The 13690-nt window shown below is 39.9% G+C and carries 13 protein-coding genes and 2 pseudogenes; 8 read left to right on the top strand and 7 right to left on the bottom strand.

Annotated features, from left to right (window positions below):
• Positions 1-155 (top strand): annotated as a pseudogene (locus ACEWB7_RS15680) (pyridine nucleotide-disulfide oxidoreductase); the annotation flags it as partial.
• A 64-nt stretch (positions 156-219) separates the two neighbouring features.
• Here the strand turns inward: ACEWB7_RS15680 and ACEWB7_RS15675 are convergent.
• Entirely contained in the window at positions 220-1620 is a 1401-nt protein-coding gene (locus tag ACEWB7_RS15675) for a serine hydrolase (RefSeq protein WP_312316145.1), read from the bottom strand.
• A 457-nt stretch (positions 1621-2077) separates the two neighbouring features.
• Between ACEWB7_RS15675 and ACEWB7_RS15670 the strand changes: the two genes are divergently transcribed.
• Together ACEWB7_RS15670 and ACEWB7_RS15665 are read left to right on the top strand one after the other, a co-directional pair.
• Positions 2078-2326, top strand: coding sequence for a hypothetical protein (locus ACEWB7_RS15670; protein WP_004784054.1), 249 nt, complete (start codon positions 2078-2080; stop codon positions 2324-2326).
• A gap of 126 nt (positions 2327-2452) precedes the next feature.
• A complete protein-coding gene (locus tag ACEWB7_RS15665) occupies positions 2453-2653 on the top strand; it encodes a hypothetical protein (protein WP_005236199.1) in 201 nt (66 codons plus the stop codon).
• A gap of 5 nt (positions 2654-2658) precedes the next feature.
• Here ACEWB7_RS15665 and ACEWB7_RS15660 read toward each other — a convergent pair whose 3' ends face one another.
• A complete protein-coding gene (locus ACEWB7_RS15660) occupies positions 2659-3297 on the bottom strand; it encodes a LysE family transporter (protein ID WP_312310242.1) in 639 nt (212 codons plus the stop codon).
• 120 nt (positions 3298-3417) lie between these two features.
• Positions 3418-3984: an FxsA family protein gene (locus ACEWB7_RS15655; protein ID WP_159124495.1), complete on the bottom strand. Its 567-nt coding sequence runs from the start codon at positions 3982-3984 to the stop codon at positions 3418-3420.
• A 125-nt stretch (positions 3985-4109) separates the two neighbouring features.
• Between ACEWB7_RS15655 and ruvC the strand changes: the two genes are divergently transcribed.
• Complete coding sequence (gene ruvC / locus ACEWB7_RS15650) at positions 4110-4655, top strand: crossover junction endodeoxyribonuclease RuvC (protein WP_004784062.1); 546 nt, start codon at positions 4110-4112, stop codon at positions 4653-4655.
• On the opposite strand, the gene ACEWB7_RS15645 is transcribed toward ruvC, so the two are convergent.
• Together ACEWB7_RS15645 and ACEWB7_RS15640 are read right to left on the bottom strand one after the other, a co-directional pair.
• On the bottom strand, positions 4652-4933 hold the full coding sequence (locus ACEWB7_RS15645) for an acylphosphatase (RefSeq protein WP_179993093.1): 282 nt from the start codon (positions 4931-4933) through the stop codon (positions 4652-4654). The genes ruvC and ACEWB7_RS15645 overlap by 4 nt on opposite strands.
• An 11-nt stretch (positions 4934-4944) precedes the next feature.
• Complete coding sequence (locus ACEWB7_RS15640) at positions 4945-6402, bottom strand: NAD(P)H-hydrate dehydratase (RefSeq protein ID WP_312316143.1); 1458 nt, start codon at positions 6400-6402, stop codon at positions 4945-4947.
• A gap of 23 nt (positions 6403-6425) precedes the next feature.
• Here ACEWB7_RS15640 and queG point away from each other — a divergent pair, with 23 nt between their 5' ends.
• The 3 genes from queG (at position 6426) to bioB (ending at position 8986) form a co-directional block, all read left to right on the top strand.
• The gene (queG, locus tag ACEWB7_RS15635; RefSeq protein WP_411580954.1) at positions 6426-7520 is read left to right on the top strand and encodes a tRNA epoxyqueuosine(34) reductase QueG; all 1095 of its coding nucleotides are present in this window, start codon (positions 6426-6428) and stop codon (positions 7518-7520) included.
• A 106-nt stretch (positions 7521-7626) separates the two neighbouring features.
• Positions 7627-7845 (top strand): hypothetical protein, encoded by a 219-nt coding sequence (locus tag ACEWB7_RS15630; protein WP_005236211.1) that lies wholly within the window; start codon positions 7627-7629, stop codon positions 7843-7845.
• Between the two features lie 139 nt (positions 7846-7984).
• Positions 7985-8986: a biotin synthase BioB gene (gene bioB, locus ACEWB7_RS15625; RefSeq protein WP_159124490.1), complete on the top strand. Its 1002-nt coding sequence runs from the start codon at positions 7985-7987 to the stop codon at positions 8984-8986.
• Between the two features lie 10 nt (positions 8987-8996).
• Here bioB and ACEWB7_RS15620 read toward each other — a convergent pair whose 3' ends face one another.
• Positions 8997-9224 carry a hypothetical protein gene (locus ACEWB7_RS15620; protein WP_125279759.1) on the bottom strand — a complete coding sequence of 76 codons (228 nt, stop codon included), beginning with the start codon at positions 9222-9224 and terminating at the stop codon, positions 8997-8999.
• Between the two features lie 1032 nt (positions 9225-10256).
• Here ACEWB7_RS15620 and ACEWB7_RS15615 point away from each other — a divergent pair.
• A pseudogene (locus ACEWB7_RS15615) lies at positions 10257-11440 on the top strand (transcriptional regulator).
• A gap of 850 nt (positions 11441-12290) precedes the next feature.
• Here ACEWB7_RS15615 and ACEWB7_RS15610 read toward each other — a convergent pair.
• Complete coding sequence (locus ACEWB7_RS15610; protein WP_411580953.1) at positions 12291-12977, bottom strand: metallophosphoesterase; 687 nt, start codon at positions 12975-12977, stop codon at positions 12291-12293.
• Positions 12978-13690 lie beyond the last annotated feature (713 nt).

Raw genomic sequence — 13690 nt, 5'->3', positions numbered from 1 at the left:
TTGTGATTAACGAGCGCAACGAAACCAATGTGAAAGGTGTATTTGCTGCAGGTGACTGTACCACTGTTCCTTACAAACAGATCATCATCGCGACTGGTGAAGGTGCCAAAGCATCATTATCTGCCTTCGACTACATCATCCGTTCTGGTCAGTAATCCTTAAAATTCATGAATTAAAAAAGCCCGCGTAATGCGGGCTTTTTTATATCTTAAAGCTGACTTATTCCTGTAAAAGTTGAGCAGCCAGTTTTTCAATATTTCCCATTTCAGGATGTACAGCAGCAATATTAGCTAAAATCGTGACTGCTTTCTTCTTGTTTAAATCAATCATCAAAATAGCAGAATGCCCTGCGGTATTTCCCCCATGCCAGATGATTTTGGTGCCATTTTCCTGTTCTCGCACAAACCAGCCCAATCCCAATTGGTAGCTACCTGCTTTTTCTGTGGTTGCTTGCTGAGTTAATTGTACTGCCGCATTTTTTGCATCGAGCTGAGCTTGTGCAAATCTGGTTAAATCTGAAGCTGTAGAGAGTACGCCGCCCGCAGGTAAAAAGGTATCAAATGCCCAGGTGGTGATTTCTTTTCCTTGGGCATCAAATGCAGGTACAAGCTGCTTAGCTGCTTGATCAAGCGAGGTATAGCTATGTTTCATCCCATACTTTTTAAAGATATATTCATTAAGTAACTCAGCAAAATCCTTATTTTGTGATTGACTCAAACTCTGTCCCAATAAAGCCACAGCCAAATTAGAATAATGTGGCACTTTTCCACTGTTATTTGCATGTTCAAGCTCTAAGGAATTTTTTAAATATTCTTCCAGTTTAGCTGCATCATATTCCTTATATGGATCAGTATCATCATCTACTTCCAAATTACTCGGTAGTCGTGGCAGTCCGGACGTATGATTGGCTAAATCCTGAAAGTGAATCTGGATATTGTCCTTAAATGGAAATGCATAATAAGAATTAATCTTGTCATCGAGTTTAATTTTATTTTGTGTCACCAATTCAGCCAATATGGTTGATGTCATCACTTTGGTCAGAGAACCAATTGCAAAGATTTTATCCTGATTGGCCTTGGCCTGGATTTTGTCCTTATGCTTCTGTACTCCATAGTAATGGGGTTTGTCCTGATCTAATACCGCTATCGCTACTTGAGTTTGTTCTGGAAAAGTACGAGTAGCCTGATAAATTTTCTCTGCAATCGCTTTTGGATAGCCTTGAATAGCATTGACTGTCTTATTATTTGCTGCGGTAGATTCGATATAGGGCGTAAATAAAAGGCCGGAAATCTGTTGATCATTATTCAAACTCATGCTGAGTTTCAGACGGTCTTTTTCAAAGTTGGCCTTATAGACTGCAGTCTCTTTACCTTTAGACTCTATATACTTAAGACTTTGTATTTTGCCGAGTTGCTGCTGTAAGTCTTTAGAGACTTTTTCAAACATATTTAAAGGAATCGCCTTTTTCGCTTCAGGTGAAAACTTTTCAAAAATTGCTGCATAATTTTGCGCATTAAAATCCTGCTGAAACTGGGCAATAACTTCCTTTTCAATATCCGATTGTGCATAAAGACTGCTCATACAGAGCAAGGATGATAAAAACAGTGATATTTTCTTCATGAGATCAGTATTGTTCCTTAATTTTATAGTGCACTTTCATAAAAATTATTGAAATTAAACATTTTTATAGACTTAATACAGTGCAACGAATAGTTAAAAATAAGCAAAATATATTCCATATCATTCTATTTTTTAGGGCAGATCAATTCATCCAAGTTCTTGCCGTGTCTATTTCCCATTTTATCTTGTTGTTCTTAAGCTCCACTCGAACTGGTTCAAAAATTGCTTATGAATTGATAGATAGCATAGTTAATTATTCCAGAGAAATTTCTCGAAATAACTTAATAATGTTATGCACTTAGCCAATTATTATTTGTTTTCCTCACTGAGACTTGGGTAACTTTTTGTTATATGACTTGTCAGCGTCTAATTGCATCATTAATATGACATGTAGGCCTAAAATAAAAGTCCGTGAAAGATAACAAAAAAAATATCAGAAATGTAATGGAGCTTAGCAATGTACTATCAATATCACTGTGCGTGCTGCGATAAAGTTGTGGAAGCTGGCCAAAAAGAATGTCATGCCTGTGGCTCACATAATATTCGCAGCCCTTATGGTTTTTGGATTTTATGTCTGGTGGCCTGTCTGGTTACTGCAATCGCGTTCAAGGTAATGCATGTTTATATCCAGTCACAGCAGCAGGAAGTGCCAGCTCAGTCGTCTTTATTTGATGTGCTGCAACAAGATAATAAACGTCCGCGCTAATTTTTTATCCTCCAGCAAGACCTGAGTTGGATCAGGTCTTTTTTATGCGTTTTTAACTTGAATATGAAACGCTGCCAGAATAGAAAATTTGAATTACAATAAGTCATCTTGCAGTGAGACATGAAAATGGTTCAGTTAATTAAAAAAGGCGGCTTACGTGAGCGTGCCAATCGCAGTCGCAGTTATCAGGGTTCGGAAAATACTGAGGCCACCCTTAAACCGAATCGTTATCAGTCTCCAGTGCAGAAACAGGATCATCCAGTTTCTGACGCTTCCGCTGCACAGCAGCTTTCTAACGAAAACTCCTCTGTCACTCCATCAAATTAAGATTTTTAGTTCATTAGAACTAGCGCGTCATACCATAACCAGACTGCAAAAATCAGGAATAATCCGCCTGAAATCATATCGATATAACGTCCTGATCGCTGGTAAGCCTCTTTAATTTTAGGATGGGAAATTAATAGCATTAGTAAAGTAAAAGTGATAAATGTTTGCAGTGGAATAATCACTGCCAGTTGTGCTTTTAAATAATCAGAAGCTGATGAACTCAGTGCAAGTGAAAATACGCTACTGAAATAGATCAGGGTTTTAGGATTCGACAGATTAGTCAATAAACCCCGCATAAAATAACTTTTTGGTGCTTCTACCGTATTTAAATCATCTTGAGTTTGATGTCTGTTCTGAAAACTTTGCCAGCCACTTTTTAGCATGGCCCAGCCCATTTTGGCCAAAAATAGCCCACCGATGACCATCAATACTTGCTGAATCCAGGGAAACTGATCGATCAGTACGGTAAAGCCAGCTAGCGTCAATATCACCCAAACCACGATCCCCGCTGAAATTCCGGCAATCACCTTTAAGGCATTCATACGTGTCGTAGAAGCAGCACTTTTTGCGATAAGTAAAATGTCAGGACCCGGGCTTAATTGAGCAACAAAATGCAGAAAACAGATGGTAAAAAGCAAGGACATTTAAAAAAGATCAAATGGTAAAAAAACTATTATAACTTTTGTTTAACGAAATTAGAAAGTTCCAGTAAAAAAGCCGAATCATGAGATTCGGCTTGAAGTATTTATATTGAAAGCGTGATTTTATTTCTTGTTCACATCTTTCATTTCAATTTTCTTGGCTTCCGGGGTCACTTCACGGGCTTCACCATCAATAATGGTCGAATCACCATGCCCCCCCTGCTGGTTCTGCATATCCTGCATTTGACGCATCATTTCAGCAAACGGGTTTTGACCTGCACCTCCACCGACATCGCCCATCATGCCACCCATCATTTTTTCCATCATGGCTTGCTGACGTTTCATCATCATTTTCATCATGGCTGCCTGGAAAGCACGTTGTACAGGTGGAATCAGCATTAATACCGCAAGCACATCACTGATCAAACCAGGAATCAGCAGGAAAAAGCCGGCTAAGATTTTAGGCAAATTATTTGATAATGCTGGATCTGCACTCATCTGTCCCATCTGCATTTGCTGCATTTGTGGCATTACACCGGCCGAATATTTCCGGATCAGGTTCATACCGATAAAGAAAGCCGCCACGAACCAGAAAAATACGTACCACATGCTCCCGACAAGGTCACCCACGCCAATCCATACAAATACTTCGAGGACTAAGCCGGCCAGGATAATAAGAAATAATTTCATGAAAATTAATCTAATCTCAGTAAAATAAATATTAGGATGCTGTAATCAACTGCTTCATCAGGATCAAGCTTTTTTGATACGCTTATGTAACAATATGGGCATTATTTTATTTTTAAAGTGCAGGCATGTCATTAATTATTGGGATTGATCCCGGTTCGCGTCTAACAGGTTACGGTATCATCCAGAAAGAAGGTTCAAAACTCACTTTTGTTGATGCAGGAACGATTAGAACTGAAACAGCGGAAATGCCTGAACGTTTAAAACGAATCTTTGCTGGTGTCGAACGAATTGTCAAATTTTACGGCCCGACCGAGGCTGCGGTGGAACAGGTGTTTATGGCACAAAATCCGGATTCTGCTCTCAAACTGGGTCAGGCTCGTGGTGCGGCAGTCGCAGCCTTGGTGAATCTGGATCTGAAAGTTGCCGAATATACGGCACGGCAGATCAAACAGTCTGTTGTGGGCTATGGCGCTGCAGACAAAGAACAGGTTCAGATGATGGTTATGCGTATTCTGAACCTGACAATCAAACCGCAACAAGATGCTGCCGATGCACTTGCTGCTGCGATTTGTCATGCTCATGCTTCAGGCAGCATGAGTAAAATGGCCGTATTGAATGCCTTAGGCGGTATGGCACGCGGACGCAGCCGGGTCAGCACCCGTCGTCGTTAGTCTTTAGTTAATACTTTAAAATCCTGAAAATCAGCGTCCTGAAGAGTCAATTTCTGCTGATGAATTGCAGTGACTTCTGCACGTTGTGGTCCAGTTCTGCTGAGCTGGATCATTTCCCGAACAATCGCTTCCTTCCCCACAATGATAGCCTCAACTTCGCCTGTTTCCAGATTACGCACAAAACCCTTTAAACCTAATTGAATTGCTTGTTGTTCAAACCAGCGACGGTAGCCCACGCCCTGCACTTTGCCCTGAATGATCAAATGAATGGCCTGCATTTTTATTGTCCTTAGTGGTTCACAACCTGGTAAATGGCATGTTTCATATCTTGTGCCTGCAAGCCGCGTTCACCTTTTTTCGCCAGCAAATCGCCTGCAAGTGCGTGCAAAGTTACGATTTCATGTAAATGGGTGGCATCTTTAAATTGGGCTTTCAAACTTGCGATCATGCCAGCAAGTACATCTCCCATCCCTCCGGTTGCCATACCGGCATTGCCTGCGGTACAGATATAGAGATCATCTTCTAAAATCAGGCTACCTGAACCTTTGAGTACCCATTGTCCCTGATATTTTTGCTGGAGTAGTTGAATTGCCTGAAGGCGATCTGCTTCGACTCCTGATGCTTTCATTTCTAACAAAGTAGCCGCTTCACCTGGATGCGGTGTTGCATAAGTATGGGCATTCAACTTTTGTGGTGCTTTTGCCAGAAACCACAAGGCGTCTGCATCGAGAACTGTCTCCAGTTCTGATTGCTGAATCAGGTCAAACCAGTATTTATATTGCTGTTCAGCCCAAGTATCTCGTCCTAACCCCATACCAAAACAGACAGCGTCCACATGATGAACTAAAGCTTCGCGTTGTTCAGCATCTAGCGCATTAATATCACGCAGCATAATATTCGGAGCACGTGACAAAATGGCCGTATGATGTTTGGCATCACAAACCACAGTGACCTTACCTGCACCGGCAGCAAAGGCTGCCTCAGCTGCCATAATGACCGCACCGCCCATATCAGCATGCCCCCCAATTACGAGCACATGCCCATAACTGCCCTTATGTCCAAAAGCTTCACGTTTAGGCAGATGAATTTGAGTCGAGGAAAGTTGAGCTATTGGCACAAGTTCAGCATCGGGAGGAATAGCCGAGATGACCTCTACCTTGCCGGCATATTCTTTGCCTTGTCCGGTAAATAATCCCGCCTTTAAACCTAAAACAGTAAAACTATGATCTGCCTTAATGGCAACTGGCAAAGGCTGGCCAGTATTGGCATGCAGTCCGCTTGGAATATCCACTGCGATTTTGAGTCCTTGCTGGGTATTAATGCTTTGAATAATCTGTTGCCAATTTTCATTCAGATCACGGTTCAAGCCAATCCCAAATAAGGCATCAATATAAACATCATATTGTTTCTGAAAATTAAAACCTGAATAAATGGGTATACCGATTTCCTGAGCTTCCCCGATTGCTTGAGCCAGATCCTGTGATGAGCCAGGTTCTTCTGCATAAATATCTATTTCAAAACCGGCCTGTTTTAAATATTTACCTATCAGATAGCCATCACCGGCATTATTACCCTGACCACAACACACAGCGATTTGAGTCAATTGCTGTTGTTCCAACAAAGGGATGAGTCGCTGCGCAATCGACCATGCCACCTGTTGCATCAAACCATAAGAACTATTTTGCTTGCCAAACCAGCGCTGCTCCCATGCTTGTATATCGCGGCTATGATAAACTTGCTGCTGCATTTCTTATTTCCTGTTTCTGGTTTATGACAACACCCGATTCCCAAGCGCAAATCCAAGTTTATCAACAAGATCCCCATGAACTGAAAGCGTGGATCAAAGCGCAGGCACGAGAACTGGGTTTTTCTGATTGTGTCATTGCCCAACCGGATGCTCAAGCAGAATTAGTCCGCTTGCAGGAATATTTAGACCGCGGCTATCACGGTGATATGAAGTTTTTGGAAGAAAATCTGGAAAAACGTGCCGATCCCACACTGCTTATTCCCAATACCAAATCCGTGATCTGTGTACGAATGGATTATCTGGTCGATCTTCCAGAACCGCGTCTAGTACCCTATGCACCAAATTCTGCGATTATTGCCCGTTATGCCCGTGGTCGTGACTATCATAAAACCATGCGCGGGCGCCTAAAAATGCTGGCTTCTAAAATTCGGGAAAAAGTCGGTGAATTTGAATCCCGCCCCTTTGCAGACTCTGCTCCTGTATTTGAAAAATCCCTGGCCGAAAGTGCGGGCATGGGCTGGACCGGTAAACATACTTTATTAATCCATAAAAAATCCGGGTCTTTCTTTGTTTTAGGTGAGCTGTTTAGCTCACTGGAACTGCCCTTTGATGAGCCTGCAAGCAAACATTGTGGTTCATGCACAGCCTGTATTGATATTTGCCCGACACAGGCTATTGTTGAACCTTATATGCTAGATGCACGTCGCTGTATTGCTTATTTAACTATTGAATTTAAAGGAATCATTCCAAAGGAGTTACGTCGAGGGATTGGTAACCGAGTCTTTGGCTGTGATGATTGTCAGTTGATTTGTCCATGGAACAGTTTTGCCCAGAAAACCAATATTGAAGATTTTCACCCCCGACATGGATTGGATCAAGTGAGTTTACTGGATCTCTGGCAATGGGATGAAGCTACATTTTTAAGCTCCACTGAAGGCAGTCCATTACGCCGTACCGGCTATCAAAGCTTTATGCGCAATATTGCGATCGGCTTGGGTAATGCGCCTTTTGATCCACAGATTGTCCAGGCATTACAAGCTCAGCAGAATCAACATGATGCGATTGTACAAGTTCATATTGACTGGGCCATACAGGAACAACTGGCAAAATCCCGGTAATTTTCAATTTTTACTTCGGTTCACATTTTCTCGTCAAAGCCTTACACAGTTACTGTGCAAGCTATGGCATAAAGGAAAAAGAATAGAAATAAAGCCGGAGGTGGATATGCAAAAGTCATCTGATACACAACATCAAAATCAGGAACAGCTTGAAGAGTTGCAACATCAACACCAGAAGCAGCAACAACAGCAACAGCAGCAGTCACAACATGGCCCGCTTGGCTCTCCAAAAAATAACCAGCACGAACAAGATGAACGTGTATTAAACAAGCAACATCGTAGTGATTTACAAAACCAGAATATTCACGGAAATCATCGTGAATAAACTCCGATCAAGAGTTCAACTACAAAGCTCACCTTGTGTGGGTTTTGTTTTTTCTATAAGGTCATATTTTGCTAATGAAGATGGCGATACTTTTACTTAAGATGGAGCCTGATAAATAAATATGAACAAGGATGGACAGATGAACAGTATTGATCCAATACGTAATGATTGGTCTCGTGCAGAAATTGAAGCCCTATATCAACAACCTTTAATGGACTTAATCTTTCAGGCTCAACAGGTTCATCGTCAATATTTTGATGCCAATACCGTTCAGGTCAGTACCCTGCTCTCTATTAAAACCGGTAAATGCCCGGAAGATTGCAAATACTGTTCTCAGTCCGCACATTATGATTCCAAACTCGAAGCGGAAAAACGCATTGCAGTAGAAAAAGTAATTCAGGAAGCAAAAGAAGCTCTGGCCTCTGGCAGTTCACGCTTCTGCATGGGAGCAGCATGGCGTAATCCGCATGAACGTGATATGCCTTATGTACTGGACATGGTACGTGAAGTCAAAGCACTTGGACTAGAGACCTGTATGACTTTAGGCATGCTGAATGCCTCACAGGCAGAACGTCTAAAAGATGCTGGACTGGATTATTACAATCACAATCTGGATACATCACGTGAATACTATTCACATATTATCAGTACCCGCAGCTTTGATGACCGACTAGATACATTGGACCATGTGCGTCAAGCTGGCTTGAAAGTCTGTAGTGGTGGCATTGTCGGCTTAGGTGAAAGTCGTAATGACCGGATCGGTTTATTATTTGAGCTTTCTACACTTCCGATTCACCCAGAATCTGTGCCCATCAATATGCTAGTGCCAATTGAAGGCACACCGATGGCAGATGTTGAAAAACTGGATGTGATTGAATGGATTCGAACTATTGCAGTGGCCCGCATTCTGATGCCAAAAAGTTATATTCGTCTTTCGGCAGGCCGTGAATCACTGACTGACTCAGATCAGGCATTGGCATTTATGGCAGGCGCCAACTCAATTTTCTCAGGCGAAAAACTGCTAACGACTCCAAATACAGCCAAAGGTCGTGACCAACAGCTCTTTGAAAAATTGGGACTGGTAGCAGAACAACCAAAGCCAAGCATCCGCGCATTGGCGACTGATGCAATGGCAAGTTAATTGAAATAATTCAAGATGCTGAAAAGTTATGCGCAGTAATTAAAATGCCATAACTGGCATTGAGATAATCACCGATCCGGATCTGGTCTGTTCCATTGGCATGATGTACGACCAGTTCCTGCGTCAGTGCATCAAAGCTAAAAGAGTCATAACAGTCCTGATGCAGGCTTAACCAGTGCAAAGTGTCAGCCAGATTTTCATCTACAATATAGGTTTTGGCATGGAAATCTTTGCTCATTTAGGCCTTCTCATCATGTGGTACTGGTAATGATTTTAATAGATATGAGTTTAGATTAAATATAATGGATATAAAAAAGTGAGCATATCGCTCACTTTTTCTTGCAGTATTTTTTAATCTCTTTGGGTACCACATTTGCGGCATTCCCAATCTGCCCCAATTTCCTCCATTTGCTGGTATTCATAAATGTGCAGACAAAATATTTTTTTAATAATTGAAGCATTGCTAAAACTCCTGTAATTATTTTTTATCAGCTTCCTGTTCTTTCTTCCTGAAACATCCATGATTTTTGGTTTAAAAATCATATTATATTTATTAACATATTTTTACATTCTGTCAAATAGACTTCGTCTGCTTTTTAAAGTTTTCTTTCGATTCAAACATCATCATTTCATAGGCTATTGATTCGTAGAAGTTATCTGCAATTAAGATAGTTTTTATAAGACAGGAAATTGAGCTCTAAAGTATTTTATAGGCTCTACAATGCCTGATTCAGTGAATATCAAGTTTAGAGAGATTCGAGAAACATAGAAAATAGATTTAGGCTTTCTATAAATTCATTCAAATAATTTTGCCGGAATCATTACAGTGCAGCTAACTACTAGCCAAAGTTTAATGTCTTCAGAAATTTCTTAATTTTTCCCCATAAAAGTTAAATTTGAAAGTTGCTTTTTAGTTTGAAATAGATCATAAAAAAGCGAACCAGAATCTGCTTTAGTACTTACTAAGAAAAAATGATTAAAATATTCTTCGCCTTTACCTAGAATGACCTATTACCCACTAAAAGATTTTTCTAATAAATTTTTAGACTAAGCGAATTCGGATCAATATCATGCATATCTATTTCCTTAGTCTATTTTAATGTGACGAAATTGCATCTACAGCTATGGTATAAGGTACTTCTCCACATTATTAGATTAATATAATCGTCATAAAGTTTGAAATACGACAGGTTTACATTTCTTTTGATTCTTCATAAAAACAATAATAATTACAATGGATGTAAATCATGAATTATTGTGAGAATAAGGAATGATGACAGAGCAAAATCTGATACTACACAGACAAAAAATTGATCAGCTACGCCAGAGCAGTAGTTTGTCGCTATCTCCTGCTGCACAGCTAGAACAGAGCATTGTCAGTTCATGGCAGCGCTCATCTGTAGCTCATATCCCCAAAGATCGTTTGGCTGCCCTACTCCTCGATCTCAGGAAAGTGCGTTCACCCTCGACTTTAAGTCATGCTTTGCAATATTGCGCGCTGAGAATCTTAAACACATTGCCGAACAGTCTTCTATGGTATTAGCTCTAGGAGATGTAGGTAGTACTGTAGTGTGGACAGCATCCAGTCCTGAAATGCGTAAGGTGGCTGAAAATGTGCATCTCATTGAAGGTGGTCAGTGGCGTTAAGAACTGGTCGGCACCAATGCTCTCGCGCTGTCGATCAAAACCCAACAGTCTAGCTGTGTGTTTTCCAGCGAACATTACATGCCATCTGTCCAAGATATGGCCTGTTATGCTGCACCCATTATTGATCCGTATTCCAAACACATTCGGGGTGTAGTTGCCTTGTCCACTGACTGGCAAAAGCACAATAGTTTTGGACTACTGGCAGCAGAACGCTGTGCCTCCATTATTCAATCTGCTTTATTGGAATCACAAAGACAGCATTTATATATTCGTGCCTTTTCTGTCCCGCAGGTCATTTTTAATGGTAAAACCCTAACAATTACACCACGTCAAACTGAAATTCTTGCTATTTTGGCCTTATGTCCACAAGGTTTAAGTCTGGATAATCTGCATCAGGCGCTCTATGGCGAACGCAAAGTGAGTATGGGCACCTTAAAAGCAGAAATGTCGCAACTTAGAGATCTATTAGGTGGCATGTTGGGTTCACGGCCTTATCGTCTACTTGCCCATGTAGAAGCTGATTTCCTGCAAACAGAACAGTCTCTGGATGCCGGTTATATCGATTCTGCTTTGAAACTATATACAGGTGTATTTTTGGCAAAGACTGAAAGTCCATTTCTATGTGCCTGGCGGAATTGTCTGGAACTACGACTCAGTGATGCCATTTTTAAAGCTAATGAAACGGATATATTGCTTAAACATGTAGCACGTTTCCCAGAAGCAATTGATGCAGTAAAACGCTTGATTGAACTGATGCCAAAGAGTCAGTCAGTGCATCAGATATTACTTAAATTTCAGGACATTTAAATAGTAGCAGTTATTTAATTTTAACTTTTAAACCTGTAATAAATTTAAATTGAGGACAGAAATCATCTTGTAGGAAGATATATTATTTTATTTCTATCAAATATATTCTCTTATCCTATTTAAAAAATAAAAATATGTAGTTCCTGTTTTGAGCTAATTAATTTTTTGAAAAAAGAACAATCCCTGCTCCTTATCCTCTCAAGGATTTAGGATAAGCCAAAATGATCGTATGGGGATACGTTTTCTTGGCCCGCTTTCAAAAAGCGTGAGCAGGGTTGTAAGAAAATGTAAGTCCATCGAGTGGAGAGTTGACTTACATAGAGGCTTACAGCGCCGTTTTAAAGATTTTGACTACTTGTGCCTCTCTATCCTTATAAAATAAACATAAGGGATAAGTAAACCGTTTTTTTAATCTGTAATTTCCTTAAAAGCTATGGTTTGATTCCTTCTACCATTTCTCTATTATTACTAGGGGCTCTCACCGTAATAGAAGTATGGAATAAATCTATAGAGAAGACTACCTACCAAAATCCTACCTTTTATGAAGTTATTCTATTTCCTATTATATAGGCCGATAATATAGGCCCTACTTCTATACTTTATTTTAATTAAATACATAGTGCTTACATGGAATCTGGAATTAAAAAAGCACCTAGAAGAAATGCTTCTAAGTGCTTGATAAATTTGGTGGGCCCAGACGGACAACAACCCTCTCCTACCCTATTGTTTTTATTACACTAATTAATATTAAAAAATTATAGGATACAAGCTAGGATACATGATTCAAGTGTTGTTTTTTTGACCAGTTGAACTTTTTTCACCACCGAACTCCCCTACTACATCACCGTGTTTACTGGATTTTTACAATACAAAGCTTCTTGGTGAAAGAAGAGCCGACATCAATGTAATGGCAATTATCAATTTTAGTATGCTCTTTTACAATTGTATGACCTAAATAGATTTCATTTATATTTTCCACAATATCATATTTGTTGGAGTAATTACGTATTCGCCCCCTACCCCATAGTGCATTTGTATATGATGATGTGATTCCTGGAATTTTATAATCACCTCGTGCAATATCATGCTTAAAAGCATTCCAATCATGAATATCGACATCTGCATGCACTACCCCAATGATTTTATGTGCCATTTGAACTTCTATGATTAAAGGCAATTGTTGGAAATGAGCTCTAATTTCAGATTGCTTTTCCAAGCTGAGTTGATAAAACCACTCCCCGCCATGACGTGTATGTATCTCTTTTATTTTAGGATCATGTGCGGACATCATGCACATTTCTTCATGATTTCCTCTAACGGTGTGAAACCATGGTTCTTCTAGCAAAGAAATACACTCAAGGTTCTCTGTACCCCGATCTACAAGATCACCAGTACAAATAAGTAAATCATTGTAAAAGTCAAAATTAATTTTCTTGAGTTCTTGCATCAATAAACTATGGCAGCCATGTAAGTCACCTACCATATAGACACGATTTGCATAATCTGCATTTATTGTATAAATGAAGGAGCCGCTCATTAGCTTAATTATACCTTTCTGCTTTCACTATGATAATCACTTCCAGTCAGTAGTATACGGTCAAAAATATAGTCACAGACAAGAGGACTTTCTATATATCATCCAATCAGAGGAACACCATGATCTGACTTTTCATGCCTAGGAAGGGCATCAGACAAACAAACTAGACATCCCCCTTTAAAACGATTCACTCGCGTTAATTGATGACAATCTTTGTCTCGGTACATTTCAAAATCAGCACTCTTCACTGAATGAAATAAGCGCCATAGGTGCTTTAATCACAGGATGCTCGGGTAAACTCTAATTCTACATATAAAACCTAGAACTATTGGCTAACATTTTCCGAGAAGGTTATAGAAAGACTCCAAATACTCAATTGATGAAGGATATCCCCTATAAATTTCTTGTCGATGCAATATGTAATACGATAAGTGCGAAAATTGGAACTTAACTAGTCAAAAAGTACCGTTTAGTACCCTATATCGCACTTACCGTACAGAGAAAATACTAAGTAATTTTGTGGTTCATCTACGTTAAATCGTATTACTTGAGACTTTGCAACATATGTAGTCTTTTAATACTTGAAGGCTTTGTTGCACAAACCTATCTGTAAAGGCTTTTTCAGCGATATAATTTTCAAATGAAGAAGCCTACACACAAAATCTACCGCACAACCAATTGGCCCGCATATAACCGAGCACTCATGAGTCGCG

The organism is Acinetobacter sp. NIOH-H-8 (genome assembly GCF_046635365.1).
In the GTDB taxonomy this organism is placed as follows: Bacteria; Pseudomonadota; Gammaproteobacteria; order Pseudomonadales; family Moraxellaceae; genus Acinetobacter.
Note: the sequence above shows the minus strand (reverse complement) of the source record. Positions and strands in the feature narration are given on the sequence as shown.

Bases quoted from the DNA above. Each gene is read 5' to 3' on its own strand.
- ACEWB7_RS15675 (WP_312316145.1), bottom strand. From the start codon at position 1,620: ATGAAGAAAATATCACTGTTTTTATCATCCTTGCTCTGTATGAGCAGT.
- ACEWB7_RS15670 (WP_004784054.1), top strand. From the start codon at position 2,078: ATGTACTATCAATATCACTGTGCGTGCTGCGATAAAGTTGTGGAAGCT.
- ACEWB7_RS15665 (WP_005236199.1), top strand. From the start codon at position 2,453: ATGGTTCAGTTAATTAAAAAAGGCGGCTTACGTGAGCGTGCCAATCGC.
- ACEWB7_RS15660 (WP_312310242.1), bottom strand. From the start codon at position 3,297: ATGTCCTTGCTTTTTACCATCTGTTTTCTGCATTTTGTTGCTCAATTA.
- ACEWB7_RS15655 (WP_159124495.1), bottom strand. From the start codon at position 3,984: ATGAAATTATTTCTTATTATCCTGGCCGGCTTAGTCCTCGAAGTATTT.
- ruvC (WP_004784062.1), top strand. From the start codon at position 4,110: ATGTCATTAATTATTGGGATTGATCCCGGTTCGCGTCTAACAGGTTAC.
- ACEWB7_RS15645 (WP_179993093.1), bottom strand. From the start codon at position 4,933: ATGCAGGCCATTCATTTGATCATTCAGGGCAAAGTGCAGGGCGTGGGC.
- ACEWB7_RS15640 (WP_312316143.1), bottom strand. From the start codon at position 6,402: ATGCAGCAGCAAGTTTATCATAGCCGCGATATACAAGCATGGGAGCAG.
- queG (WP_411580954.1), top strand. From the start codon at position 6,426: ATGACAACACCCGATTCCCAAGCGCAAATCCAAGTTTATCAACAAGAT.
- ACEWB7_RS15630 (WP_005236211.1), top strand. From the start codon at position 7,627: ATGCAAAAGTCATCTGATACACAACATCAAAATCAGGAACAGCTTGAA.
- bioB (WP_159124490.1), top strand. From the start codon at position 7,985: ATGAACAGTATTGATCCAATACGTAATGATTGGTCTCGTGCAGAAATT.
- ACEWB7_RS15620 (WP_125279759.1), bottom strand. From the start codon at position 9,224: ATGAGCAAAGATTTCCATGCCAAAACCTATATTGTAGATGAAAATCTG.
- ACEWB7_RS15610 (WP_411580953.1), bottom strand. From the start codon at position 12,977: ATGAGCGGCTCCTTCATTTATACAATAAATGCAGATTATGCAAATCGT.